The organism is Phyllobacterium myrsinacearum, from assembly GCF_014138285.1.
Lineage (GTDB): Bacteria > Pseudomonadota > Alphaproteobacteria > Rhizobiales > Rhizobiaceae > Phyllobacterium > Phyllobacterium myrsinacearum_A.
The window spans coordinates 39,964-63,623 of the sequence record NZ_JACGXN010000015.1 but is presented as its reverse complement, the minus strand read 5'-3'; the positions used below and the strand labels follow the sequence as shown (position 1 = coordinate 63,623).

26 protein-coding genes are annotated in these 23,660 nt (G+C 57.8%); 12 read left to right on the top strand and 14 right to left on the bottom strand.

Features of this window, described 5'->3' with window-relative positions:
• The first annotated feature begins 455 nt into the window (after nucleotides 1-455).
• From ftsE to FHW16_RS25770, 4 genes are all read left to right on the top strand, one after another.
• Nucleotides 456-1,079 (top strand): cell division ATP-binding protein FtsE, encoded by a 624-nt coding sequence (gene ftsE, locus FHW16_RS25785; protein ID WP_245421113.1) that lies wholly within the window; start codon nucleotides 456-458, stop codon nucleotides 1,077-1,079.
• Nucleotides 1,072-2,070, top strand: a complete 999-nt coding sequence (locus FHW16_RS25780; protein WP_182552135.1) for a cell division protein FtsX — start codon at nucleotides 1,072-1,074, stop codon at nucleotides 2,068-2,070. Before ftsE ends, FHW16_RS25780 begins: the two co-directional genes overlap by 8 nt.
• A gap of 87 nt (nucleotides 2,071-2,157) precedes the next feature.
• Complete coding sequence (locus FHW16_RS25775) at nucleotides 2,158-2,886, top strand: YdcF family protein (protein WP_246711965.1); 729 nt, start codon at nucleotides 2,158-2,160, stop codon at nucleotides 2,884-2,886.
• Nucleotides 2,887-2,954: 68 nt separating this feature from the next.
• Nucleotides 2,955-3,740, top strand: a complete 786-nt coding sequence (locus tag FHW16_RS25770) for a lysophospholipid acyltransferase family protein (protein ID WP_182552190.1) — start codon at nucleotides 2,955-2,957, stop codon at nucleotides 3,738-3,740.
• Nucleotides 3,741-3,835: 95 nt separating this feature from the next.
• Here FHW16_RS25770 and FHW16_RS25765 read toward each other — a convergent pair whose 3' ends face one another.
• Nucleotides 3,836-4,363: a gamma-glutamylcyclotransferase gene (locus tag FHW16_RS25765; RefSeq protein WP_182552134.1), complete on the bottom strand. Its 528-nt coding sequence runs from the start codon at nucleotides 4,361-4,363 to the stop codon at nucleotides 3,836-3,838.
• 64 nt (nucleotides 4,364-4,427) lie between these two features.
• Between FHW16_RS25765 and FHW16_RS25760 the strand changes: the two genes are divergently transcribed.
• Nucleotides 4,428-5,447 (top strand): DUF2125 domain-containing protein, encoded by a 1,020-nt coding sequence (locus FHW16_RS25760; RefSeq protein WP_182552133.1) that lies wholly within the window; start codon nucleotides 4,428-4,430, stop codon nucleotides 5,445-5,447.
• 45 nt (nucleotides 5,448-5,492) lie between these two features.
• Here FHW16_RS25760 and FHW16_RS25755 read toward each other — a convergent pair whose 3' ends face one another.
• Nucleotides 5,493-6,425, bottom strand: a complete 933-nt coding sequence (locus FHW16_RS25755; protein WP_182552132.1) for a prephenate/arogenate dehydrogenase family protein — start codon at nucleotides 6,423-6,425, stop codon at nucleotides 5,493-5,495.
• Between the two features lie 3 nt (nucleotides 6,426-6,428).
• Nucleotides 6,429-7,535, bottom strand: a complete 1,107-nt coding sequence (hisC, locus tag FHW16_RS25750; RefSeq protein WP_182552131.1) for a histidinol-phosphate transaminase — start codon at nucleotides 7,533-7,535, stop codon at nucleotides 6,429-6,431.
• 192 nt (nucleotides 7,536-7,727) lie between these two features.
• Here hisC and metX point away from each other — a divergent pair, with 192 nt between their 5' ends.
• Entirely contained in the window at nucleotides 7,728-8,915 is a 1,188-nt protein-coding gene (gene metX, locus FHW16_RS25745) for a homoserine O-acetyltransferase MetX (protein ID WP_182552130.1), read from the top strand.
• Nucleotides 8,912-9,526 carry a methionine biosynthesis protein MetW gene (gene metW / locus FHW16_RS25740; protein WP_182552129.1) on the top strand — a complete coding sequence of 205 codons (615 nt, stop codon included), beginning with the start codon at nucleotides 8,912-8,914 and terminating at the stop codon, nucleotides 9,524-9,526. The genes metX and metW overlap by 4 nt, the downstream gene beginning before the upstream one ends.
• Before the next feature lie 55 nt (nucleotides 9,527-9,581).
• Here the strand turns inward: metW and FHW16_RS25735 are convergent, their stop codons facing one another.
• Nucleotides 9,582-10,334 (bottom strand): class I SAM-dependent methyltransferase, encoded by a 753-nt coding sequence (locus FHW16_RS25735; protein ID WP_182552128.1) that lies wholly within the window; start codon nucleotides 10,332-10,334, stop codon nucleotides 9,582-9,584.
• 377 nt (nucleotides 10,335-10,711) lie between these two features.
• Here FHW16_RS25735 and gloB point away from each other — a divergent pair, with 377 nt between their 5' ends.
• Both gloB and FHW16_RS25725 read left to right on the top strand, forming a co-directional pair.
• Nucleotides 10,712-11,482 (top strand): hydroxyacylglutathione hydrolase, encoded by a 771-nt coding sequence (gene gloB / locus FHW16_RS25730; RefSeq protein ID WP_182552127.1) that lies wholly within the window; start codon nucleotides 10,712-10,714, stop codon nucleotides 11,480-11,482.
• The gene (locus FHW16_RS25725; RefSeq protein WP_182552126.1) at nucleotides 11,482-11,916 is read left to right on the top strand and encodes a cupin domain-containing protein; all 435 of its coding nucleotides are present in this window, start codon (nucleotides 11,482-11,484) and stop codon (nucleotides 11,914-11,916) included. The genes gloB and FHW16_RS25725 overlap by 1 nt, the downstream gene beginning before the upstream one ends.
• A gap of 24 nt (nucleotides 11,917-11,940) precedes the next feature.
• On the opposite strand, the gene yddG is transcribed toward FHW16_RS25725, so the two are convergent.
• Nucleotides 11,941-12,807: an aromatic amino acid exporter YddG gene (gene yddG / locus FHW16_RS25720; protein ID WP_182552125.1), complete on the bottom strand. Its 867-nt coding sequence runs from the start codon at nucleotides 12,805-12,807 to the stop codon at nucleotides 11,941-11,943.
• A gap of 39 nt (nucleotides 12,808-12,846) precedes the next feature.
• Nucleotides 12,847-13,653 (bottom strand): DUF3108 domain-containing protein, encoded by an 807-nt coding sequence (locus FHW16_RS25715; RefSeq protein WP_182552124.1) that lies wholly within the window; start codon nucleotides 13,651-13,653, stop codon nucleotides 12,847-12,849.
• Between the two features lie 269 nt (nucleotides 13,654-13,922).
• Between FHW16_RS25715 and rpmB the strand changes: the two genes are divergently transcribed.
• Together rpmB and FHW16_RS25705 are read left to right on the top strand one after the other, a co-directional pair.
• Nucleotides 13,923-14,222, top strand: coding sequence for a 50S ribosomal protein L28 (rpmB, locus tag FHW16_RS25710; RefSeq protein WP_091879976.1), 300 nt, complete (start codon nucleotides 13,923-13,925; stop codon nucleotides 14,220-14,222).
• Nucleotides 14,223-14,310: 88 nt separating this feature from the next.
• Nucleotides 14,311-14,961, top strand: a complete 651-nt coding sequence (locus FHW16_RS25705; RefSeq protein ID WP_182552123.1) for a VUT family protein — start codon at nucleotides 14,311-14,313, stop codon at nucleotides 14,959-14,961.
• Here FHW16_RS25705 and FHW16_RS25700 read toward each other — a convergent pair.
• From FHW16_RS25700 to FHW16_RS25685, 4 genes are all read right to left on the bottom strand, one after another.
• Nucleotides 14,934-15,950: an esterase-like activity of phytase family protein gene (locus tag FHW16_RS25700; protein ID WP_182552122.1), complete on the bottom strand. Its 1,017-nt coding sequence runs from the start codon at nucleotides 15,948-15,950 to the stop codon at nucleotides 14,934-14,936. The two genes, FHW16_RS25705 and FHW16_RS25700, sit on opposite strands and share 28 nt — an antisense overlap.
• A gap of 1 nt (nucleotide 15,951) precedes the next feature.
• Nucleotides 15,952-17,850 (bottom strand): cobaltochelatase subunit CobT, encoded by a 1,899-nt coding sequence (gene cobT / locus FHW16_RS25695; RefSeq protein WP_182552121.1) that lies wholly within the window; start codon nucleotides 17,848-17,850, stop codon nucleotides 15,952-15,954.
• A gap of 13 nt (nucleotides 17,851-17,863) precedes the next feature.
• Nucleotides 17,864-18,850, bottom strand: a complete 987-nt coding sequence (gene cobS / locus FHW16_RS25690) for a cobaltochelatase subunit CobS (protein WP_182552120.1) — start codon at nucleotides 18,848-18,850, stop codon at nucleotides 17,864-17,866.
• Between the two features lie 95 nt (nucleotides 18,851-18,945).
• Entirely contained in the window at nucleotides 18,946-19,599 is a 654-nt protein-coding gene (locus tag FHW16_RS25685) for a J domain-containing protein (protein ID WP_182552119.1), read from the bottom strand.
• Nucleotides 19,600-19,742: 143 nt separating this feature from the next.
• Here FHW16_RS25685 and FHW16_RS25680 point away from each other — a divergent pair, with 143 nt between their 5' ends.
• Nucleotides 19,743-20,051 carry a BolA family protein gene (locus tag FHW16_RS25680; protein ID WP_182552118.1) on the top strand — a complete coding sequence of 103 codons (309 nt, stop codon included), beginning with the start codon at nucleotides 19,743-19,745 and terminating at the stop codon, nucleotides 20,049-20,051.
• Nucleotides 20,052-20,062: 11 nt separating this feature from the next.
• Here FHW16_RS25680 and FHW16_RS25675 read toward each other — a convergent pair whose 3' ends face one another.
• From FHW16_RS25675 to FHW16_RS25660, 4 genes are all read right to left on the bottom strand, one after another.
• On the bottom strand, nucleotides 20,063-20,581 hold the full coding sequence (locus FHW16_RS25675; RefSeq protein ID WP_182552117.1) for a TerB family tellurite resistance protein: 519 nt from the start codon (nucleotides 20,579-20,581) through the stop codon (nucleotides 20,063-20,065).
• 72 nt (nucleotides 20,582-20,653) lie between these two features.
• The gene (locus FHW16_RS25670) at nucleotides 20,654-21,943 is read right to left on the bottom strand and encodes an HlyC/CorC family transporter (RefSeq protein ID WP_182552116.1); all 1,290 of its coding nucleotides are present in this window, start codon (nucleotides 21,941-21,943) and stop codon (nucleotides 20,654-20,656) included.
• Nucleotides 21,940-23,055, bottom strand: a complete 1,116-nt coding sequence (aroB, locus tag FHW16_RS25665; RefSeq protein WP_182552115.1) for a 3-dehydroquinate synthase — start codon at nucleotides 23,053-23,055, stop codon at nucleotides 21,940-21,942. Before aroB ends, FHW16_RS25670 begins: the two co-directional genes overlap by 4 nt.
• Nucleotides 23,052-23,657 (bottom strand): shikimate kinase, encoded by a 606-nt coding sequence (locus tag FHW16_RS25660; RefSeq protein WP_182552114.1) that lies wholly within the window; start codon nucleotides 23,655-23,657, stop codon nucleotides 23,052-23,054. Before FHW16_RS25660 ends, aroB begins: the two co-directional genes overlap by 4 nt.
• Nucleotides 23,658-23,660 lie beyond the last annotated feature (3 nt).

Sequence of the window (23,660 nt, the reverse complement as noted above, 5' to 3'; positions counted from 1 at the left end):
GCCAATAGGCAAAGCCGGGCATGCGGGCCTGTGCTGGTTGCGACTTTCGTAGAATTGTTATCGGGGTAGTATCCGGTAGGCTTGAAAGTGGCACGGGCCGGGTTTGTGAGGGTCTGACGGTGTTTGCTCCTTGCAGTGGTTGGCGATACACGGATTCGTACACCGCGTCCTCCACTCCGCCTTTGTCAAAGTGCAGCGTGGGTACGATATGCGAAAGAGTTTCGCCTCTCATGGATTTAAACCGTGCAATCACGCGTTTTCGAACCGCTCTGCCATGTTGCAGTCATGTTCCTCCGAATCATTATTAGAGCCTACCGCTCAATAATTAATGTTTCGACGAACGGCGCGGCGATTGATGGGTGGTCAAATCCGTCCGCGCTGAATAAAACACGCGTGGACAAGAAACTTGGAAAGTCAGCTTGATTCGTTTTGAGAATGTCGGTTTGCGATACGGGATGGGCCCGGAGGTTCTGCGTGATGTCAGCCTCCATATTTCACCCCGTTCGTTCCAGTTTTTGACTGGCCCTTCGGGCGCGGGCAAGACCTCGCTGCTGCGTCTGCTGTTCATGACACTAAAGCCGACGCGCGGCCTCATCACTGTTTTCGGCAAGGATATTGCCACGATTTCATCCAAGGAAATGCCTTTGTTGCGCCGCCGTATCGGTGTGGTGTTTCAGGACTTCCGCCTGCTTGATCACATGACAACCTACCAGAATGTCGCCCTGCCGCTGCGCGTGCGCGGCAAGGAGGAGGCGACGTACCGTGCCGAGGTGGAAGAACTGTTGCACTGGGTGGGGCTGGGGGAGCGTATGCACGTGTTGCCGCCGGTCCTTTCCGGTGGTGAAAAACAGCGTGCGGCCATTGCACGGGCGCTGATCGATCAACCGGAAATTCTGCTGGCGGACGAACCGACCGGCAACGTCGACCCGCCCCTTGCCCGGCGCTTGCTGCGCCTGTTCGGCGAACTCAACCGTTCAGGAACGGCTGTAGTCATTGCGACCCACGATCTCACCCTTATGGACCAGGTCAATGCCCGTCGCATGATTCTGGATCAGGGGAGGCTCGACATCTATGATTGATGCCGCCCGTCTCCGGGAACTGGCCCTGGATCTGAAAGACCGGGCCGTACAGCTTGTGCGCGGCAAGAACGGGCAGGCGCCGATTGTGCCCGCCGGCAACGTCGTCGGGCACGCGCTGATGATCGTCATCGCCATCATGACGTTCCTCGCCTGCCTCACCATCGGCGCGGTCAGCCTCGTTCAGTCAACCGCTGCCACATGGCAAAGCCAGATATCGACTGAAGCCACCATTCAGATACGCCCCGTCGAAGGGCAGGACATGGAGAAACTGCTGGCACAGGCCAGCAAGCTGGCGGAAGGCTTTGCCGGCGTCAAATCAACCCGCGTCATTGATCGCGCAGCGACGGCCCGGCTGCTGGAGCCGTGGCTTGGCACAGGCCTCAACATTGATGAACTGCCGGTTCCAAGACTGGTGGTCGTTACACTGGACGAAGCATCACCGCCGGATTTCGCCACGCTGCGCAGCGAACTCGTCAAAAATGTCCCGGGCGCGAGTTTCGATGATCACCGCAACTGGGTTGACCGGCTTGTCTCCATGGCCCGCTCCACGGTGCTGATCGGCATGGCCGTCCTGGGACTGGTCATTGCCGCCACGGTGCTGACCGTTATTTTTGCCACGCGCGGCGCCATGGCAGGTAATGGTCACATCATCGAAGTGCTGCATTTTATCGGCGCGGAACAGAAATTCGTTGCCCGGCAATTCGAACGGCATTTTTTCTGGACTGCCCTGAAAGGTGCATTGTGCGGCGGGGCACTGGCCATTCTGATCTTCCTGATCATCGGCTGGTGGTCGTCGCGGAATCTGGCAACGCCCGAAGCCGATCAGGCCACAGCTCTGTTCGGTAATTTTTCCATCGGATCAGGCGGCTACTCCGGCGTCGTCCTTATCATACTCGCAGTCAGTGTTTTGACCATGATTACAACACGAATGACAGTCATAGCGCATTTACGCCGGGTAGACGGACGCACGGGCGAAAGTCACGATACCTGAGCATTCGAATCAATTTGTCGATATGGAATTTAGGGGAGATTTGCCGGCAAGGCCTATAAGCTCCCGGTATGACCCTCGAACAAGGCAATGCGTGACCCGAAAATGGACGGCGCGAACGACAGCAGCAACCAACCTCCGGCAGGCGATGAAGGCCGTGCCCGCGGGCTTGTATCTGCCCTGCGCAAGCGGGTTGCACGTCCCTTCTTTCTGCTCGGCGTTCTGGCGCTCGGTCTGTTCCTCGGTGGCTTCATCGTTTTCAGCGATCACGTCAGCACAATGCAGACACCTGATCTGGTTGAGCCAGCCGACGGCATCATTGTCCTCACCGGCGGCTATTCCCGGATTGAAGGGGCCCTTGATCTCCTGAAAAACAAGCGCGGCGAGCGGCTTTTCATCAGCGGAGTCCATCCCTCGACCAAACGCGGCGAGTTGCAGCGGGTGACGCGCGGCGATGCCACCCTGTTTGAGTGCTGCGTCGACATTGACCGCTCTGCACTCGACACCATCGGCAACGCATCCGAAAGCATCAAATGGGCCAAAGCCAATCATTACACCAGGGTCATCGTCGTAACCAATAATTACCACATGCCGCGAACTCTGGTTGAACTCAGACGTGCCTCGCAGGACATCGAATTCGTCCCCTACCCTATCGTCAACAGCGATTTGCGCAATGGCGACTGGCTGGCCCGCGGCCAGGTCGTGCGCGTGCTCGTCGTCGAATACGTGAAATATCTGGGCGCGGTCATACGCTCGGCTCTTCCCGATAGTCTGTCTGCCGTAACGGAAACCATGGTCCGATGGGTGAAGAGGTCCTGATAGGGAGTTCACGGCGCCGTCAACTTGGTATAACCAAGGCCTAGCCAACCGCCATGACCGGGACCCCCATGACGATCATCCGATCAATCGTTTTCAATATAGCCTTCTATCTCAACCTGATCATTCAGATGATCATCTTCACGCCCTATTATTTCCTCAGCGCCCGCAAGAATGCCTGGAGCGTTCCGAAAAATTGGGCGAGGTCCAACCATTGGTTGCAGAAAGTTCTGGCTGGCACTGATCATGTGATCGAGGGTATCGAGAATATTCCCGATGGTCCGTACATCTGCGCGCCGAAACATCAATCGTTCTGGGATGCCTATGCGTTCCTGCCGCAGATCGCGGATCCCGTCTATATTCTCAAGCGCGAGCTGATGTGGATACCCCTCTTCGGCTGGTACATCCTCAAGATGAAGATGGTGCCGATTGACCGGGGCAAGCGCTCAGTCGCCATGAAGACAGCGATCCGGGGAGCGCGCGAAGCGGTTTCCCAGGGACGACAGCTGATGATCTATCCCGAAGGTACGCGCACGGCACCCGGTGCACCACCCGCCTACAAATATGGCGTCGCCCACATCTACAGCGAATTGGGTGTGCCTGTATTGCCCATCGCCCACGTTGCAGGCCTGTATTGGCCGCGCCGCAAGTTCCGCCGCTATCCCGGCACGATCCGCTGCCGCATTCTCCCGCCGATCCAGCCGGGTCTCGATGCGGAAACATTCCTGAAAAAGCTGCAGGACGTGACGGAGGCCGCCTGCGATGAACTGCTTATTGAAGCGGCCCGCTCAAAAAATCCGCCACCCCTGCCGCCGACGGCGATTCAGCGGCTGAAAGAACTGGGCGTGATGATCTGAGATTTCCGAGGTCTGCAAACCCCTATTATGCGTGGTTCGCCCTTCGACAAGCTGCAGCCTGCGCCGTTCCCATTTATGAAATTACCGCCTGATCGCTAGACCGGATTGCGGTCGATGGCGGCGACCAGTGTTTCGAACCAGTGGTCGCGAATGTTCATCTTGCGCATATGTTCAAGCGTATTGTGCACGTAGTCCTCATTGCGTCCGGATTGGCCTATGGAGCCGCGCACGGTCGCCGCGGCTTGTTCCACGGTCAGCGCTCCGGCATATTGCACGTGCTTGCGGTCAACCACGTAAGTCAGCGCCTCAACCTTGCGGCCATCGCTGAGGCGAAGCGCCAGCCGCTTCTCCAGATAGACATTCGTGACGAGTTCCCGTTCGCGCAGATAAGTCACCACTTCGTCTTCGAGTTCGCCCGGAACCCGAAAGGCAAGACCAAGACACGAACCGCCATGATCGAGGCCAAGCACCAGACCGGGCCGCTCCGGTGTTCCGCGGTGCACATAGGAATGCACGCACAGCGCCCGCCGGTAGCCATGAAGACGCGCATGCATCGTTTCAACATGTGCAAAGCCGGGCTTCCACATCAGAGAACCATAGCCAAAGACCCAAAAATCGCCCATATCCGTCCTGATAGCTGTACTTCATTTCGAAGTTCCTTCACTGACCGATAGCGAGACCCGGACCATGACGTCAAGCACTGCCGACAAAAGCTACAACGCCGGAAGGCGTATCCGTTTCCTGGCGGTCGGTATTGTCATCATCGGCCTGCTCTATACCGGCGGGTGGTATTATCTCGCCAATGTGCTGGAAACGCGCGTCGCCACCAACATTGCCGGTCTGCAGGCCAAGGGCATCAATGCCGCTTGCGACAACGCAACGGCACGCGGCTATCCCTTCCGTCTTGGCCTCAACTGCTCCAGCGTGTCATGGGTGGATCAGGCCAAGAATGTTTCGGTCAGTACGGGTGCCTTCCGTTCGGCGGCGCAGATCTATGCCCCATTCCATATTGTCAGCGAAGTGGACGGACCTGCCGCAGTCAATGTGCCGGGCATGATGCCGCTTGACCTCAATTGGGATAATCTCAAATCGAGCGTCCGGCTCGACAAGCCCATTCCGCGCCGCCTCTCGCTTGAGGGCAGTAATGTTGTCATCAATCAGCACAACCCCTCTGGTGCCGCTACACCGCTCGCGACCCTGAAAGATGGGCAGCTGCATTTCCGCGCCATTGAGCCTGCGATGGATATCGCACTTTCGTTCAACAATCTGAAGGTCGCCGATAACACCATCTACGACAAACCCTTGCCGGAACTGACAGGCGCGGCCGATATCCAGCTGGCAAACGGCTTTGCTCTCATCGGCAAAACGGAACGGGATCTGAGCGTTCTGCGCGGGCAGAGCGGCATTCTGCGCCGGGTTGACCTCGCCCTGCCCGATGGCAGCGGCGTAGCTATTTCTGGACCATTTTCTGTGGCCGATGACGGCCGCATCAGCGGCGACTTCAAGATAACGATGCGCAATCCCGAAAGCGTCGCCACTACGGTAAAGAGCATTTTCCCCGGTCAGAACAAGATCATCTCATCTGTGGTACAGGCCATGGCCTTCGTACCGAAGGATGCAAGCGGTGCGCCGACCCTCCCCGTTACCGTCAAGAACGGGAAGATGTCGGTCGGCTTCATCAGCATCGGCCGCCTGCCGTCCCTATAAGGGCAGATCAGGTTGCAACGATATGGTGCAGCCATTGCAGTTTTATCAGGAACTCTTGGCGCCCGCCTTTTGCCGGCCGAAATCGGGCGCATCCACTTCCTGACCCGCATCGATAATCCCGCGCCGGACGGCACGGGTGCGGGTGAAAAGGTCAAACAGCGCATCGCCATCGCCCCAGCGGATTGACCGCTGCAACGAAGCCAGATCCTCGGAGAACCGCGCCAGCATTTCAAGGATCGCGTCCTTGTTGTGCAGGCAGACGTCACGCCACATGGTTGGATCAGACGCGGCAAGGCGGGTGAAATCGCGAAAACCGGAGGCGGAATATTTGATCACTTCCGAATTGGTCACTTCTTCCAGATCGCTCGCCGTACCGACAATGTTGTAGGCGATGATATGCGGAAGGTGCGAGACAATGGCCAGCACCCGGTCGTGGTGCAGCGGATCCATGGTATCGAGCCGCGAGCCGCAAGCCTCCCAGAATTTCGTTAGCCGATCGAGGGCAACGGGATCGGTGCCTTCAAGCGGCGTCAGGATACACCAGCGGTTGGCAAAGAGCTCGGCAAAGCCTGCATCGGGTCCGGAATATTCCGTACCGGCCAGCGGGTGGCCCGGAATGAAATGCACATGAACGGGCAGTTCCGGCTGCATCTGGGCGATAACCGATCCTTTGGTTGAACCGACGTCGGTGACGATGGCGCCTGCTTTCAGCGATCCGGCAATATGTCTGGCAACGTCACCGGACGAGCCGACAGGCACGGAGATGATGACCAGATCGGCATTCCTGACCGCTTCTGCACTGTCAAGAACATAGCTGTCGCCAAGACCCAGCGCTTCGGCACGCTTCAGCGTGCTTTCACTGCGGGTCGAGATGACGATGTGATCCGCCAGACCTTCGCGTTTGATGACGCGTGCCAGCGAAGAACCGATCAGGCCTATACCGATCAGTGCAATTGTATCGAAATGGATCTTAGACATTTTTTACTTCAAGAATTCGGAGAGTGCAGCGACTACGCCGCGATTGGCTTCCTCGGATCCAATGGTAAGGCGCAACGCGTTCGGGAATCCGTAGCCCGTAACGCGGCGCAAAATATAGCCCTTGCTGGTCAGATAGGAGTCTGCCTTTTCGGCCGACTTCGCCGCATCGTGAGGAAAGTGGACGAGCAGGAAATTGCCGACGGATGGTGTAACGCGCAGACCCAGCGCCGACAGCTGTTCTGTCAGCCATGGCAGCCATGTGTCGTTGAAGGCCACAGCCTTGTCGACATGCGCACGGTCACGAATCGCCGCAGCGCCCGCCGCGATGGCGGCGGAGTTCAGGTTGAACGGTCCGCGAATGCGGTTGACCGCGTCGATGACATGCGCGGGTGCGAACATCCAGCCGATCCGCAGCGCAGCAAGGCCATGAATCTTCGAGAAGGTGCGGGTCATCACGACATTTTCGAACGATGAGACGAGCTCGACACCGGCTTCATAATCGTTACGGCGCACATATTCCGCATAGGCCGCATCGAGAACGAGCAGGACGTTCTTCGGCAGGGCCGCGTGCAGGCGGCGCACCTCCTCGAAGGGAATGTATGTTCCGGTTGGGTTGTTCGGGTTGGCCAGAAATACGATCTTGGTCTGCGGCGTGACAGCAGCAAGAATGGCGTCGACTTCCGCCTGCTCATTCTTTTCCTTGGCCACGACTGGCGTCGCACCGGCTGCCATGATGTAAATCTTGTACACCATGAAACCATGTTCGGTATAAACAGCTTCATCGCCGGGCGAGAGATAGGTCTGGCACAACAGCCCCAGCAGTTCGTCCGAGCCGTTGCCGCACAGGAGGTTGTCTGCATTCAATCCGTGAACGTCGGCAATCGCTTGCTTGAGCAGCGCGGCCTGACCGTCCGGATAGATTTCAAGACGTTCGGATACATTATGATAGGCATCGGTCGCGTGCTTGCTCGCGCCCAGAGGCGTTTCATTGGATGAGAGTTTATAGACCTTGGCCACACCGGGTGCCGATTCCTTGCCGGGGACATAGGCGGCAATATCCAGAACGCCGGGTTTTGGAGTGGGACGCGTGTCTTTCAATGTCGTTGTCATGATTCTCAAGATCCGTAACATCGTTGAAATCGATGGTCATCGCAGGCAATAGCTCAAGCCACGGGGCATAGCCGCCAATAGGCCCGATGTCGAGCCCAACTTGCGACACGCTGCCCTGAAAATCAAAGAAACCATTGACTTTGCGGGTGGCGCGACCATAGCTACGGCCCACAAAGCTTGAAATACGCGAACATGACGAAATTCAGCAAACCATCCGCCGGTATCGACCAGAAAAGTCAGGAAGCGACAAATCCCCATAGTCCCGTGGTGGATTTTGGCGTCGATAAGCCGTTGCATCTCGACAGCGGCGTTTCACTCTCTCCCTTCCGCATCGCTTATCAGAGCTACGGCGAACTCAATGCCGACAAGTCCAACGCCATCCTGATCTGTCATGCGCTGACCGGCGACCAGCATGTTGCCAATGTGCATCCGGTCACCGGCAAGAATGGCTGGTGGGAAACGCTGGTTGGCCCCGGCAAGCCTATCGATACGGATCGCTTCTTTGTCCTGTGTTCCAATGTGCTTGGCGGCTGCCTCGGCTCGACGGGTCCGGCTTCGATCAATCCTGAAACCGGCAAGCCCTGGGCGCTTGACCTGTCGATCATCACCATTGCCGACATGGTGCGGGCGCAGGCCATGCTCATCGATCACTTCGGCATCAAGCAGCTCTTCGCCGTCGTCGGCGGCTCCATGGGCGGCATGCAGGTGCTGGAATGGGCGTCGAGCCATTCAGACCGGGTTTTTGCTGCTGTCGCCATTGCCACAGGTGCGCGCCACTCCTCTCAGAACATCGCCTTCCATGAAGTGGGCCGTCAGGCCGTCATGGCGGACCCTGAGTGGAAGGAAGGACGTTATCTGGAAGAAGGCACCGTCCCGCGCAAAGGTCTGTCCGTGGCCCGCATGGCCGCGCATATCACCTATCTCTCGGAAACCGCCCTGCACCGCAAGTTCGGACGCAATCTGCAGGATCGTCAGAACGTGACGTTCGGCTTTGACGCGGATTTCCAGATTGAAAGTTATCTCCGCCATCAGGGCATGTCGTTCGTCGACCGCTTCGACCCCAATTCGTATCTCTACATGACCCGCGCCATGGATTACTTCGATCTTGCCGCAGAACATCAGGGGCGTCTCGCCGATGCGTTTGCCGGTTCAAGGACGCGTTTCTGCATTGTCTCCTTCACCAGCGACTGGCTGTTCCCGACCAGCGAAAGCCGCACCGTTGCCCATGCCCTGAATGCCGCCGGAGCGTCCGTATCGTTTGTCGAAATTGAAACGGATCGCGGTCATGACGCCTTCCTACTGGACGAGCCGGAAATGTTCTCGGCCATAAACGGCTTCATTCGCTCTGCAGCGCGTGCCAGGGGACTTCTGCAACCATGAGCGTGAATACCACTCCGCGTGTTGATTTTGACGTGATCGCCTCGCTGGTCAACCCCGGTGCGCGGGTGCTTGATGTCGGCTGTGGCGATGGCGAATTGCTAGAGCTCTTGCAGAACACAAAGAACGTCGATGGACGCGGTGTTGAGCTGTCGCAAAAAGGCGTCAACGAATCCGTGGCGCGCGGCCTGTCCGTCATTCAGGGCGATGCGGACAGCGATCTGAAATATTATCCCGATGCAGGCTTTGACTATGTGATTCTGTCACAGACGTTGCAGGCCACGCGCAATCCGAAGAATGTCCTGACTGAGCTCTTGCGCATCGGCGAGAAGGCCATCGTCTCATTCCCGAACTTCGGTCATTGGCGCATGCGCGCATCGCTGCTGGTCAACGGCCGCATGCCTGTGACGGAAGAACTGCCCTACAGCTGGTACGATACGCCCAATATACATTTCTGCACCATCAGCGACTTTGTCGACATGACGAAGGAAATCGGCGCGCAGGTCGAAACCGCAGTGGCGCTGAATGCGTTCGGCCAGAGAATCGGCTTCAATATGCCCTGGGGGTTCTGGAACCTCTTCGGCCAGCAGGCCGTATTCCTGCTCCGGCGCTGAACGCATTTATTCTGCACAGTCAAATGGTTCGTGGTTCGACAAGCTCACCAACCGTTCAATTCTCCTCGGGGCCATCCCGCCGCATCGCCGTGCCTTGCGGCGAGAGCACAGGCACGAACACGCGCCGTGATGCACGCTTGGCCACCGGCAGACCCTGATAAATGCGTTTTTGCGCTTCCACGATAAGAACACCGGAGAACACCGGCCAGAAACGCCGTCCGACCCGTTCGAACAGACTGGAAGGGCGCATAACCCAGCGCTTGGATGACGGCGGGAAGAACAGCGCCTCAGCCCATGGACCCGGCGTAAAATTGGTTTCCCGCAGCAGGCGGATCAGCTGCCCGCGGCTATAGGGCCGTCCACTGCCGAAAGGTGTGTGTTCAAAACGCGCCCAGATACCGCGCCGGTTGGGGACGACGATGACCAGCCGCCCGTTGGGGGCAAGCGCCCGCCACATCTCCTTGAGGGTTTCACGCGGGTCTTCCGCATGCTCCAGCGCATGCACCATCAAGATGCGATCCACGGCCGAATCCGGCAGGGGCAGGTCTTCCTCGAACACCAGTGCCGTGGATGAGGCTTCCGCCGGCGGCCAGCTGGCCGCACCCTGCCCGGCCGGCATGAAGGCAAAAGTCCGCTCTGTGTCACCGCGAAACCGGTCAAGATAGGGCACGACGTACCCGAGGCCGACAAGCCGCTCGCCCGGGAGTTTCGGCCAGATCGGCGCAAGTGCCATGGAAATCGCCCGCTCGGTCAGATGGCCAAGGGTGGAAGCGTAAAAGGCGCGAAGATCAATGATATCGAGATGCATGCATTCAACCTAGGTCGTACATTCGTGAACTTGGTTGAAATGGTATGCGGCCATTTGTTCGGATACAAGGAGCAAGGGCGATGGCAATGTGGTTCATTGTCGAGCCTTTGCGACGAAGTAGTCGGACAAATGGACCATATCCTTCGGACGCCGAAACGGCTGCAAGCTGCAGTGTCGAGCCCCTCGGCCGGGGGAAAGGCCCCGCCCTTCACGCCTCTCCTCGCATCTTCTTGCCGTTTCAGGCGCCATTTCAACCAGATTCATGAATGTACGACCTAACACGGCAAATCATAACATCAAGAAAATGGCTGTCAGACGGGTTGCGCCTGCCGGACAGCTGGCTATCCTGATCGCAACGCACAAACCGGACAGGCCCCATGTCAAATCTGCAGATAGAACAATTCACCGCGCTCAGCGACAATTTCGGCGTGCTCATCCACGACCCCGATGCCAATCTCACCGCATCCATCGACGCCCCGGAAGAAAAGCCCATCCTCGAAGCACTGAAGCGCCGGGGTTGGACCCTCACCCATATTTTCTCGACCCATCACCACAACGATCATGTCGGTGCCAACCTTGCGCTGAAGAAGCGGTTCAAACCCGAAATTCTTGGCCCGGAAGCGGAAAAAGCCAATATCCCCGGCATCGACCGCACCCTGAAGCATGGCGACCGCTTCCGCTTCGGCAATTTCGACGTGTTCGTCCTATCGACACCCGGCCATACGGCAGGCGAGATTTCCTATCACATCCCCGATGCCAAGATTGCCTTCACCGGCGATACCCTGTTCTCGCTGGGATGCGGACGCCTGTTCGAGGGAACACCGGCGACCATGTTCAAATCGCTGAACCATCTCATCAAGCTGCCGGTCGACACACAGATCTATTGCGGACACGAATATACCGAAAGCAATGCGCGATTTGCGCTGTCGATCGATCCGGATAATTCGGCATTGAAGGAACGCGCCAAGGAAATTTTTGCCCTGCGCGAGGCGGGATTGCCGACATTGCCCACCACCATCCTGCGCGAGATGGCAACAAACCCGTTCCTGCGCTGGCATGACCCGGCGATCCGCCGCAATCTCAAGCTGGAGGACGCCAGCGACGAAGCCGTTTTCACCGAAATCCGCAAGCGGAAGGATAATTTCTGATGACTTTGACCGCAGAGCAAATCCGTAGCGAACTTGGCCTGCAGCCCCATCCGGAAGGCGGCGCCTATATCCAGATGTTTCGCGACAATCAAAACGGCTGGCCGGTTGGCGGGCGGGGTCACTCCACGGCCATCTACTTTCTGCTCGAAAAGGATGAAGTCTCGGCCTGGCATCGGGTGAAAGACGCCGCTGAGGTCTGGCACTGGTATGGCGGCGCACCGCTGGAGCTGACCATTGCAACTGAAGGCTCCTCGCACGAAATCCATCGGCTTGGCATGGATCTCGCGGCAGGCGAGCGGCCGCAGGGTATCGTCCCCGCAGGTTACTGGCAGACAGCACGATCCCTCGGCGACTGGACGCTTGTTGGCTGCACCGTTGCGCCGGGTTTTGACTTTGCCCAATTCGAACTCGCCGAAGCGGGTTGGAAACCATAAGAAGTCTTCCAACCGGGTGGAAGCCTAGGCGGTCTTCTTCCTGAAAAGCATTTCCTTGGCGGCCAGCACGGCGCCAAGGGTGATCAGCAGGCAGGCCATAAGGACGCGGACCGTCGGTTCGGCTGCACCCGCGATAATCAGCACCAGCGTCGACAGCAGCGGCGCCGCATAGCTCGACGCTCCAAGAACTTGAATGTTGCCGCGCTTGACACCAAAATCCCAGGCATAGAAAGCCGCGCCCACCGGGAAAAGCCCGAGCCCCAGCACCGCAAGCCACTGTGTCAGCGATTCGGGCCAGACGGTCTTCTCCAGCGCCAGATGCGAGATCAGCGACAGAACGGACGTTGCCATGCAAAAACCGGTCACCGCATCGGTCGGCACACTGGCAAAACGCCGTGAGAGCAGCGAATAGGCCGCCCATGTCAGCGCGCAGAGACCGGCCATGGCGTAGCCGAATGCATTTTTTGCCTCGAAGCCAACGTTGCCGCCCTTGGTGATGATCAGAACGGTTCCGGCCAATCCCAACAGGGTTCCCAGCACATGAAACCAGCGCAGCCGCTCGCCCGGCATCAGGGCCGAGCCCACCACGATGAACAGGGGCCAGAGATAGGCGATGAGGCTTGCATCAACAGGCGGAGCATTGCGCAGGGCAGTGAAATACAGGAAGTGATAGCCGAACAGGCCGACAACGCCGAGAAGCCAGACCTTTGCCGGCTGGCGCAGATGCTGCGCCGCACCCGGCCGCCAGAGCCATGAAATCAGTCCAAGGCCGGCACCGATGGCGAATGTCATCGCCGTCAGCTGAAACGGCGGCACCTTGCCGGAGACATCGGTAAACAGCGCGAGCATCGCCCACATGATAACCGCAAGAAACCCGACAGATGTAGCCACGCGCCGCCCCCGTTCGAAAGAGCGGCGCCCCTGCCGCTTCTACTGCATTTTTTCAAAACGCGTCGCGTAAACCGTAACCGTTCCGATCTGCGTGCCGATCTTCGCCTGCACGGGCGAATAGATACCGGAACTGCCGAGGGATGCAAAGGTGAGACTGATCTTGCTCTTGTTTTTCAGATATTCAATCGCTTCCCGGCCCGCCTGATAGCCGCCGACGGGAACAAACTTGACCGAACAGGTGATGGCATCCCCCTTGAAACCCTTGGTCGAAAAAGGCTGCGCACTTCCGGAAGGAGAAAGTTTGAGATCCACGCGGGTCTGGCCATCATAGAGGTGCAATGTCTGGGTACAGACCTGTCCGATACTGTCCGCCGCCACCATGACGCCGGAAATGGGATCGGCCACGGCTTGCAAGGCGTCCGGCGTGAGCTCAACCCATTTGTCTTTCTTTCGGACAGGGGGAACATTGGTCGTCTCCGTCACGTTGCCGTTGGCAAAGGCAATAGAGGTGCTCTTGTCCTTCTTGCCGTGCCGGTACTTGACCAGATAGGAGTTCGGCACCGCGCCTGTCTTGGCAAACCGGCCTTTGACATCGATAGTGCCCTTGGTGTCATCAAACACCGTGACCAGCCCTGAACTGCGCAATCCGCCTGACACCTCATAGGTTCCATCTGCAACGCGGGTTGAAAAGTTCGCCTTGGCAATCGTCAGGCCAAGCAGGGAAACCCGGTAATCGGACTTGTAGACTTCTTCTGCGCTTGCAGGAAAAGCGTTCGCTGCGACAAGCAGGGAGGCCGCCGCCAGGAGAGTGAGTCTGTAGCCGGGCCGCTGATTGGGACCAATCATGTCCTGCTCCTTCAAATTGGATCACGCACGCGTGAATTGCCTCTCGTGAGACCGTACAAAGCAGGCAAAGTTGTGTTAAACATTGCCTTCGATCGGTTAAATACACAAAACCGGAGCAGAAGCACACTTGACGCGAGCGGCTCATATCACTATAGAAACGCGACTTCCCAATAGGCCGCCTGTCCGAAATGCGCGCCGCTGCACGGCGACGTGTGATGGTAACAAGAACATTCGGGCTATAGGTAATGAATTTTGAAGGTGAGACCCAAATGTCCCGCACATGTGAATTGACCGCTAAATCGGTACAGTACGGCAACAATGTGAGCCACGCGAACAACAGAACGCGCCGCCGCTTCCTGCCTAACCTCTGCCACGTTACGCTGATCTCCGAAGCTCTCGGTCAGAGCTTTCGTCTGCGTGTTTCGGCCCATGCCCTGCGCACCGTTGAACATCGCGGTGGTCTGGATGCATTCTTGAACAAGGCTGACGAGAAGGAGCTGTCACAGCGTGCACGCCTCCTGAAGCGTCAGATTGCCAAGAAGTCGGCTGAAGCACCTGTTGCTGCCTGATCGGCCAACACGGTTCTAAAATCGTAATCGCTTGAGGCCAGCGCTCGCTGGCCTTATTGTTGCTGGTTCCATTACCCAGGATAAAAAAATGCCGCTTTCGCGCGCCTATACCCTGTCAGATTTCATTTTCCCCGTGCTCGCCATGTGCGCGGTGGTGGCTGCATCCAACATATTGGTGCAGTACCCGTTCAGTCACTTTGGACTGGGCGAAATCCTGACCTACGGTGCCTTCACCTATCCCGTTGCCTTCCTTGTCAATGATCTGTCGAACCGACGCTTCGGCCCGCAATTCGCCCGTAAGGTCGTCTATGCCGGTTTTTTCATCGCGGTCATCCTGTCGATCTGGCTGGCAACGCCGCGTATAGCCATCGCTTCGGGCACAGCATTTCTGTGCGCCCAGCTTCTCGACATCACGGTGTTCAGCAAGCTGCGCCAGCTCACCTGGTGGAAAGCGCCGTTCGCTTCGGCTGTTTTTGGCTCGCTGCTGGATACGGTACTTTTCTTCTCCATTGCCTTTGCCACCCAGTTTGCCTGGATCGACACAGCAACGGGACAAGCAGACTCATCTCTGGCCACGCTGGTGCCCTTCTTTGGCAGCGAGATACCGTTGTGGATGTCCCTCAGCTTTGGCGACCTGATGGTGAAGATTGTCATGGCGGTGGTGATGCTGGTGCCTTACGGCGCGATCCTTGCCATTTTCGCCCCGGCGATCTACTCAGCCAACCGGAATTCCAGATAGAGATTTCTCTGCAGGATCGACGTGTTGTCGTCTGACATCATCGAGATGCGCGTCGACCCATCTCTGGCCTGCCAGACATCCAGCCCTTCCATATTGTCAATCTGGTCACGCATATCCGCTTCGAGAATGGACGGACCATCGACCGTCGCGCCCGGCTTGATATCGGTAGCGGCAATCCGGCGGATGCGCAGCGTGACGCCTGTGGCGAAGCTGAAACGCCGCTCCAGCAGCAGCAGATCGCCATTGGGCAGAAAGTCGCCGTCGCTGATATCAAAGCTATCCAGCCGTTTGATATAGAAGATACCCCTGCCGGGCCCTTCAAGCACTGCGGCATAGATATCGCCCGCTTTGTTGATACTTTTTTCCGTCACCGCAACCCGCGCACCGCGCAACGGGCTTGCCGAAGGCGCATAGGTGACAGTTTCAAAGGCGCGATTGTTGCGCAGTTCACTTTTCGGAACTGGCAGCGGCAAATCTTTTGGACGTGAGGCAAAATTCTTCAGATCCAGATCAAACTCGGCGATCCGGTGGACACGCTCGAACGAGACTGTGACCGTCCTGCCCGATACGGCCATGCCCTCCGCATCCGAATTGCGTTTGCCTTCAACGGCATTGCCCTCGGCATCCTGAATCGGCGCCAGTCGGAAATCCGTGATCGAGACGGGAACACCTTTGGCGTCCCGCTGCATGTCTCCCGCATACCAGAAGCCCGTATCGGTAATGCCGAGAAAGGTCTTGCCCGCATCGAGATAGCGAAACGCCGACATGCCGCCGAAATCACGGTTGCTGGAGCGCAGTTCCAGCCCACCGACAAATTCGAGGTCGCCAAACCGCGTTTCGGTGGAGCCTACGCGGAAGTAAGCAACGGGCCGCACCGTGACGACTATCGGCGTAACGCCGTTCGTTTGCGCCAGGGAAGGCGACACGCACAGGATGGCCATCAAAGGTAAAAGCCGCAAGCGCCGGGCAAGCAGCGCGATGCGGCTCATCTCAACGTTTCCGCGCAGATGATCTACCCGCTGCGTGGCGCTGTTCCTGTTCTTCGAACAGCGAAGCAAGCTGCTCTGTCATGGCACCGGCCAGTTCTTCCGCATCCACGATGGTCACCGCGCGTCTGTAATAACGCGTCACATCATGGCCGATACCGATGGCGATCAGTTCGACGGGAGAGCGGGTTTCAATCTCTTCGATCACGGCGCGCAGGTGCCGTTCGAGATAATTACCGGGGTTGACCGACAGTGTGGAATCGTCGACCGGCGCACCATCGGAAATCATCATCAGGATCTTGCGCTGCTCGGGCCGTCCCAGCAAACGCTGGTGCGCCCAGATCAGGGCTTCACCGTCGATGTTTTCCTTCAGCAGCCCTTCGCGCATCATCAGCCCAAGATTGCGCCTGGAACGGCGCCACGGGGCGTCAGCACGCTTGTAGACGATATGGCGCAGATCGTTGAGACGGCCGGGGTTGGCGGGTTTGCCGCGTTCCAGCCACGCCTCACGCGCCTGCCCACCCTTCCACGCCTTGGTGGTGAAGCCGAGAATCTCCACTTTCACACCGCAGCGCTCAAGCGTCCGTGCCAGAATATCTGCGCAGGTCGCCGCGACGGTAATCGGGCGTCCACGCATGGAACCGGAATTATCGATCAGCAGCGTGACGATCGTATCGCGGAAATCCGTATCGCGTTCCTGCTTATAGGACAGGGGCTGCGTGGGATCGATCACAACGCGCACGAGACGCGCCGGATCGAGATAGCCCTCTTCCAGGTCGAAATCCCATGACCGGTTCTGCTGCGCCATCAACCGGCGTTGCAAACGGTTTGCCAGACGGCCGACGACACCGGAAAGATTGGCGAGCTGCTTGTCGAGGAATGCGCGCAGACGCTCCAGTTCCGCATCGTCGCACAGCTCTTCCGCATCGGTGGTTTCGTCGAATTCCTGCGTGAAAATCTTGTAGCCGCTCTCACTGCCGAGATTGGAAAACGGCTGATTCGGACGGCGTGCCTCACCGGGCATTTCCGCATCCGTATCCGCGTCGTCGTCTATCTCGTCGGATGAGGCATCGGCCGCTTCGGTCTCGCCCGACTGGCTGTCATCGCTGGCACTTTCCGAATCATCGTCCTCGGATGCATCGCTGCCCTCGTCCTCGTCGGAGCCACCCTCGTTGTTCTCTTCGGGCTCAGGCGCATCGTCGTTGTTTTCCTGGTCCTCGTCCTGCTCGTTTTCCTGCGACAGCTCTTCGGCCATCTCCATGGAAGCCAGCATTTCGCGGACAACGCGCGCAAAGGCGTTCTGATCGTTGATCTTGTCACCGAGATGCTCAAGATCGGCCGCGGCCTTTTCCTCGATCCAGTCACGCCAGAGATCGACGACATTGCCAGCGGATTCAGGGGCTTTGCGGCCGGTCAGCTTTTCGCGCACCACAAGGGCAATTGCTTCTTCCAGCGGCGCTTCCGCCTTGTCTGTAATGGCAGGGAAATTGGCACGTGAATATTTGTCCGAAAGCATCGAAGTGAGGTTTTCGGCCATGCCATCCATGCGCAAGGCACCGATCGCCTCGACGCGGGCCTGTTCGACCGCATCGAAAATGGCGCGCGCCTGTTTGCCTTCCGGCGCCAGAGTCGCGTGGATGCGATCATTGTGGCACGCCTTGCGCAACGCCATGGAATCGCCAATACCGCGGGTGACCGCAATATCATTCGCCGTCGGGCGTTTTGGCAGATCGGGCAGACGCGCCCGGTGTCCGGTCAGCGCCGGACGATCATTGCCAAACCCGACTTCCATTTCATGGTCACCGGCAATGGCCCGCATGCAGGCCGTAACCGCGCGCTTGAAAGGCTCGGAATCAACCGGACCTTTCGGATTTGTGCGTGAATTGTCTCCCGGGCCCGCCATGCTCTGATGACGCTCAGCCTATGACCACATTGGCCGTCGACTCCGGCAGTTCCTTGCCGAACGCACGCTGATAGAACTCGGCAACGATCGGACGTTCCAGTTCATCGCATTTGTTGAGGAAGGTCAGACGGAAGGCGAAGCCGACATCCTTGAAGATATCGGCATTTTCAGCCCAGGTAATGACTGTACGCGGGCTCATCACCGTCGACAGGTCGCCATTGATGAAGGCCGCACGGGTCATGTCGGCAACGCGAACCATCTTCGAGACGATCTCCTTGCCTTCCTTGTTCTGGTAGTGCTTGGCTTTGGCCGCAACGATAGCCGCTTCATTGTCATGCGGCAGATAATTCAGCGTCGTCACGATGGACCAGCGATCCATCTGCGCCTGGTTGATCTGCTGCGTGCCGTGATAGAGGCCGGTCGTATCGCCGAGACCAACGGTGTTGGCCGTTGAGAACAGGCGGAAAGCCGGGTGCGGGCGGATGACGCGGCTCTGGTCGAGCAGGGTCAGGCGGCCGGATGATTCAAGGACGCGCTGAATCACGAACATAACGTCCGGACGGCCCGCATCGTATTCGTCGAAAACCAGCGCCACATTGTGCTGGTAGGCCCATGGCAGGATACCGTCACGGAATTCCGTGATCTGCATGCCTTCCTTGACGACGATCGCATCCTTGCCGACGAGATCGATACGGCTGACGTGGCTGTCGAGGTTGACACGCACGCACGGCCAGTTGAGGCGGGCGGCGACCTGTTCGATGTGGGTTGATTTACCTGTGCCGTGGTAGCCGGACACCATGACGCGCCGGTTGAAGGCAAACCCGGCCAGAATGGCCAGCGTGGTTTGTTTGTCGAAGAGATAATCCGGATCGGTCTCCGGCACGTAAGCATCGCCTGCCTTGTAGGCAGGGACCATCATGTCGGTATCAAATCCGAAAAGCTTTGCGGCAGAAACCGTTGTATCCGGCAAATTCGCAATATCGCGATCAACCTTATTCATCATGCCTCCAGCGCGACTGCACGCGCAGACGCAATAAGATAGTCACACCCATGAAGCCTCAATGGGGAGGCTTCGAATTCAGCCAAACAAGGTCCTTAGCAAAAACCAGCCTGTTTGAGCAATTGATAAGCCTGGATAACGTCGCGGAAACGATCCTCGGAAGCCCGATCACCGCCGTTTGCATCGGGATGATGGCGCTTCACCAACTCCTTATAGCGCGACTTGATGTCTTCGCCAGTGGCTTTTACGTCAAGACCCAGCGTATCCAGCGCTTTTGCTTCCAAAGGCTTGGCTTTGCGCAAGCGCGCGCTCGGCCGAGCATCCCCGAACACGCTGTTCGGGTCACGGAAACGATTCTGATAGGCGGCCCGGCCCGAACGCAACTTGGAAAAGTCCGGCGACGTCTTGGCACCACCGGATGCTGCAGCCGCAGCACTGGCGCCAGCACCGCTGCCCGGCAGACCTGCAACGGTCCAGGTGGGGCGATCGCCCGTCAGAGCTTCCTTCTGATAGCGCGCAACCTCCACATCGGAGAGGCCTGAAAAATAATTGTAGCCTTTGTTGTACTCGCGGACATGATCGATGCAGAAATGGAAGAACTCGCCTTCTTTCATGCGCCCGACCGGCGCGCGGTGCGGACCAGGCTTGTCACAGCCATCCCACTGGCACACGGGAACGCGCGATTTCTCCTCTTCCGCCTTTTTCGGGCGAATGCGGATGCTGTCAAAATATTTCGAATTTGAGGTCATTGCGTACGATTATCAACGGATTGGTTTACAAGACAAGAATTGACAATTGCCCATGGATCAACCTAACGCCTGAAATGGCGGTAAATTTGTGATCATGTACGGATTTGCCAAATGAAACTACCATATGGGCGCAGGAGAACGAAATGTCCACTCAGTCAGCGATCGAAAACAAACTGACGCAGGCTTTTCATCCTGTTTCACTGGCCGTCATCAACGAAAGTCATCTGCACGCCGGCCACCATCATGAAGACAGCGGGCATCATGCCACATTCGACGGATCCGGTGAAACGCATTTTCGCGTGCGCATTGTCGCACAAGCATTTGAGGGCCTATCGCGCGTTGCGCGCCATCGGGCAATCAATGACGTCCTGAAGGAGGAACTGGCGGGTAGCGTCCACGCGCTTGCGCTCGAACCCTCAGCTCCAGGTGAAGCAACCCGCCGGAAAGCCTAGAGGTCCGGACCTTAGCCTGCCTGCATCAATTGACGTTGCAGGCCGGCGATCATTTCCGCCTGCAACTCGCTCTCCTCACTGTAGGCAGCGGCAGCCTGCCGAAGCATCCCGATCAGTTGAAAACGCTCGTCCACACTCAGACGCGCCCGCAACATCGGCATCATATCCCTGGCAATCGATGGAAACGAGCCTCGACGCGTCGTGTAGCGCCAGGCTTTTCTGAACATCCTATCGGGATCGTTGATCTGCATCGGCCCTCTGACAAGCGCGATGATCTTCAGTCTTTCGTCATTGGTCAACGGCGCGCCGGTGCGCACCAGCTGGATCATCAAGACAGTTGCCGCCAGCCGCGGATCGCGAATGCGCCCGTGACGCGAACCGATGAAACCTTCAAACACGCGTTTGCCTTTGTTTCTCAGGTGATGAGTATCTTTGTCCAGTTCCCGAACGGAACGAGCGGCCGATTGCAGCCTGAAAATCAAATAAAAAAGCGAGGCAATTCCACTTAGAATAGCAACAATAATATGCATTCAACCCCAGCGCATAAGCGGGAATGCGTTTTAAAAACAATATCTTAAAATATCCAAACCAATACAGGCAGCTTAACCCGTTTTGGTTTTCTCGTCATCCTCCAAAGGTCGAATACGAAGCCGCGTAATGCGGTTTTTTTCGCGCTTCAACACTGTGAACCGCTTGCCGTGGAAGGTGAATGCCTGCTTTTCCGTGGGAATGCTCTGGGTTTCATGGATGACGAGACCAGCAATGGTTGTGGCTTCGGCATCGGGAAGGTTCCAGTCCAGTGCACGGTTCAGGTCGCGAATCGGAACGGAGCCGTCGACCAGCACCGAACCATCCGGCTGAGGACGGCAACCCTGAACGTCGATGTCGTGTTCATCCGCGATATCGCCGACAATCTCTTCCAGAATGTCTTCGAGCGTGATCAGCCCCTGCACATCGCCGTATTCGTCCACGACGATAGCTATGTGCGCCTTGCGGCGCAGGAACGCATTAAGCTGGTCCTGCAGGGTCGTTGTATCGGGCACAAACCACGGTTTCGTCGCAACCTTCATGATGTTGATCTTGGAGAAATCCCGATTTGAATCGCGAATGGCACGCACCAAATCCTTCGCATGGACGACGCCAACAATATTGTCATTGTCACCGCGCCAGACCGGGATGCGGGTATGGTGGCTCGCCAGAATCTGGCTGATGATCTCCTCGATCGGATCATCCGCATTGATCGAATCCATATCAGTCCGGTGAATCATGACGTCGTAAACTTCGAGTTCACGCAGATCGAGCAAGCCGCCGATCTGGTCGCGGTCGCGTTTCACCACCGAACCGTCGCGGTGCAGGAGATCGACGGCGCCGCGCAGTTCCTCCTGCGCCGAGAGCATCGACGTCACGGAACCAAGATCAATACCGAACAGGCCAAGGATGCGGCGCACGATCCAGTTGACGAGATCCGACAGTGGCCCAAAGATCATCACCGCAATCTGAGCAAACCGCACAAGCGCCAGCGCATTGCGGTCCGGGCTGGAAATCGCCCAGGATTTTGGCAGGACCTCGGCAAAAATAACCAGAAGCACGGTCATGATCGCGGTGGCATAGGCAACGCCCGCCTGCCCGAACAGATTGAGCAGCATGCTTGTCGTCAGCGAGGACGCGAGAATATTGATCAGGTTGTTACCGATCAGCATGACGCCGATCAGGCGATCGCGCTTTTCGATAAGGCCTTCGACAACGGTTGCGCGGTCATCACCCCGTTTGGAAAGCCGGTGCATACGGGCGCGTGATACGGCGGTCAGCGCAGTTTCGGATCCTGAAAACAGACCAGACATCAGGATCAGAAGGAAGATGATTCCGCAAAAGATCCAGAGTTCCAGGTTCATTTTGGGTGCTTCTCCTGCAAAAAGCTGAGGACTGCCGACGGCGGCACATCCCTGGCGATAAAGGACTGACCAATCCCCCGCGTCAGGATAAAGGTCAGCGCGCCGCGCGCCACCTTTTTATCCTGCGCGATATAATCCATCAGTTTGTCCGCCGGGGGCAACTCGCCTGGAATGTCACCGATGGAAACCGGCAATCCCACATGGCGCAAATGTGCTTCGACCCGCTTGGCATCGTCGTCGCTCGCCAGATTCATTTTGACCGAGAACTGGTGCGCAAGAACCATGCCGATGGCAACGCCCTCGCCGTGCACGAGGCGGGCAGAATCGTAATGCGTGGCCGTTTCCAGCGCATGGCCGAACGTGTGGCCGAGGTTGAGCAACGCCCGGTCACCGGTCTCGCGCTCATCACGGGCCACGACATCGGCCTTTGACTGGCAGGATACGGCGATAGCCTGGATGCGCTCGGGTCCGCCGTCAAAAATGCCCTGCCAGTTCTTTTCGAGCCAAGCGAAGAAATCCGGCCGGTCGATCAACCCGTATTTGGCGACTTCCGCATAGCCTGCACGAAATTCGCGCGGACTCAGCGTGTCGAGCACATCCGTGTCGGCCAGCACCAGTTGCGGCTGATAGAATGCACCCACAAGGTTCTTGCCGTGCGCCGTATTGATGCCGGTCTTGCCGCCAACGGAAGAATCCACCTGGGCCAGCAGGGAAGTCGGTATCTGTACGAAGCCCATGCCGCGCCGGGCGATGCTCGCAGCAAAACCCGCAAGATCACCGATCACGCCGCCGCCAAAGGCGATCACGATATCGCCGCGCTCCAGCCTTGCCGAAAGAATTGCATTGGTGACGGTTTCAAGCGTTGCAAAGCCTTTCGACTTTTCGCCGGGAGTGACAAGTATCGGTGTCGACTCGATCCCGCCCGCCTTCAGACTGTCCGTCAAATGCTGCAGATGCAGCGCGGCAACGTTCTCGTCGCTGACGATGGCAACGCGCCTTGCGCCCGTGCGCGCGGCAATCTCCTGCCCGGCACGATCGATCAGACCCGACCCGATGAGAATATCATAGGAACGGTCCCCGAGTTTCACCGGAACTGTCGTCTGCTCGCTCATCGCGGGAATTCCTTGTCGTCCAGATGCTGTGAAACAGCCTGCATCGCTTCAAGCGCGATGATTTCTTTCTTTTCCTCGCGGGAGAGAATGGTGAGATCCGCCCGCGCGTAGACCGGATAGCGTTCGCTCATCAGCCGCTCCATGACAGCCCGCGGATTGTCGTTCTTCAGGAGCGGCCGGTTCTGCTTGCGCACCACCCGGTTCATCAACACGTCGAGTTCCGCGTTGAGCCAGATCGATATGCCTTCCGATGCGATCGTGCCCCGCGTCTGCTCATTCATGTAGGCGCCACCGCCCGTTGCCAGAACAATAGGTCCGTCTTCAAGCATACGCGCGATGACCCGGCGTTCCAGATCGCGGAACTCTGCTTCACCATAAGCCTCGAACAGTTCAGGAATGCTCATGGTCGAGACTTTTTCAATCTCGTTATCGGCATCAAAAAACGGCAATTCGACCAGCGAAGCCAGTTTTTTACCCACAGTGGATTTTCCTGCGCCCATCAATCCGACGAGCACAATAGACCTGTGTCCAAGGCGTTCGCGGATGGATCGCGCCAACTCCGGAACCTGTGCCGCGCCAAGAATATCGTCAATGCTGTTCATAAA

Excerpts from the sequence above, each read along its gene's own strand:
- FHW16_RS25700 (WP_182552122.1), bottom strand. The coding sequence starts at position 15,950 with ATGAGCCGCATCGCGCTGCTTGCCCGGCGCTTGCGGCTTTTACCTTTG.
- FHW16_RS25775 (WP_246711965.1), top strand. The coding sequence starts at position 2,158 with ATGCGTGACCCGAAAATGGACGGCGCGAACGACAGCAGCAACCAACCT.
- ftsE (WP_245421113.1), top strand. The coding sequence starts at position 456 with ATGGGCCCGGAGGTTCTGCGTGATGTCAGCCTCCATATTTCACCCCGT.
- FHW16_RS25660 (WP_182552114.1), bottom strand. The coding sequence starts at position 23,657 with ATGAACAGCATTGACGATATTCTTGGCGCGGCACAGGTTCCGGAGTTG.
- FHW16_RS25770 (WP_182552190.1), top strand. The coding sequence starts at position 2,955 with ATGACGATCATCCGATCAATCGTTTTCAATATAGCCTTCTATCTCAAC.
- FHW16_RS25705 (WP_182552123.1), top strand. The coding sequence starts at position 14,311 with ATGCCGCTTTCGCGCGCCTATACCCTGTCAGATTTCATTTTCCCCGTG.
- FHW16_RS25760 (WP_182552133.1), top strand. The coding sequence starts at position 4,428 with ATGACGTCAAGCACTGCCGACAAAAGCTACAACGCCGGAAGGCGTATC.
- FHW16_RS25735 (WP_182552128.1), bottom strand. The coding sequence starts at position 10,334 with ATGCATCTCGATATCATTGATCTTCGCGCCTTTTACGCTTCCACCCTT.
- aroB (WP_182552115.1), bottom strand. The coding sequence starts at position 23,055 with ATGAGCGAGCAGACGACAGTTCCGGTGAAACTCGGGGACCGTTCCTAT.
- cobT (WP_182552121.1), bottom strand. The coding sequence starts at position 17,850 with ATGGCGGGCCCGGGAGACAATTCACGCACAAATCCGAAAGGTCCGGTT.
- FHW16_RS25780 (WP_182552135.1), top strand. The coding sequence starts at position 1,072 with ATGATTGATGCCGCCCGTCTCCGGGAACTGGCCCTGGATCTGAAAGAC.
- FHW16_RS25725 (WP_182552126.1), top strand. The coding sequence starts at position 11,482 with ATGACTTTGACCGCAGAGCAAATCCGTAGCGAACTTGGCCTGCAGCCC.
- FHW16_RS25675 (WP_182552117.1), bottom strand. The coding sequence starts at position 20,581 with ATGCATATTATTGTTGCTATTCTAAGTGGAATTGCCTCGCTTTTTTAT.
- rpmB (WP_091879976.1), top strand. The coding sequence starts at position 13,923 with ATGTCCCGCACATGTGAATTGACCGCTAAATCGGTACAGTACGGCAAC.
- FHW16_RS25670 (WP_182552116.1), bottom strand. The coding sequence starts at position 21,943 with ATGAACCTGGAACTCTGGATCTTTTGCGGAATCATCTTCCTTCTGATC.
- hisC (WP_182552131.1), bottom strand. The coding sequence starts at position 7,535 with ATGACAACGACATTGAAAGACACGCGTCCCACTCCAAAACCCGGCGTT.
- FHW16_RS25765 (WP_182552134.1), bottom strand. The coding sequence starts at position 4,363 with ATGGGCGATTTTTGGGTCTTTGGCTATGGTTCTCTGATGTGGAAGCCC.
- metW (WP_182552129.1), top strand. The coding sequence starts at position 8,912 with ATGAGCGTGAATACCACTCCGCGTGTTGATTTTGACGTGATCGCCTCG.
- FHW16_RS25715 (WP_182552124.1), bottom strand. The coding sequence starts at position 13,653 with ATGATTGGTCCCAATCAGCGGCCCGGCTACAGACTCACTCTCCTGGCG.
- FHW16_RS25680 (WP_182552118.1), top strand. The coding sequence starts at position 19,743 with ATGTCCACTCAGTCAGCGATCGAAAACAAACTGACGCAGGCTTTTCAT.
- gloB (WP_182552127.1), top strand. The coding sequence starts at position 10,712 with ATGTCAAATCTGCAGATAGAACAATTCACCGCGCTCAGCGACAATTTC.
- FHW16_RS25685 (WP_182552119.1), bottom strand. The coding sequence starts at position 19,599 with ATGACCTCAAATTCGAAATATTTTGACAGCATCCGCATTCGCCCGAAA.
- FHW16_RS25755 (WP_182552132.1), bottom strand. The coding sequence starts at position 6,425 with ATGTCTAAGATCCATTTCGATACAATTGCACTGATCGGTATAGGCCTG.
- cobS (WP_182552120.1), bottom strand. The coding sequence starts at position 18,850 with ATGAATAAGGTTGATCGCGATATTGCGAATTTGCCGGATACAACGGTT.
- metX (WP_182552130.1), top strand. The coding sequence starts at position 7,728 with ATGACGAAATTCAGCAAACCATCCGCCGGTATCGACCAGAAAAGTCAG.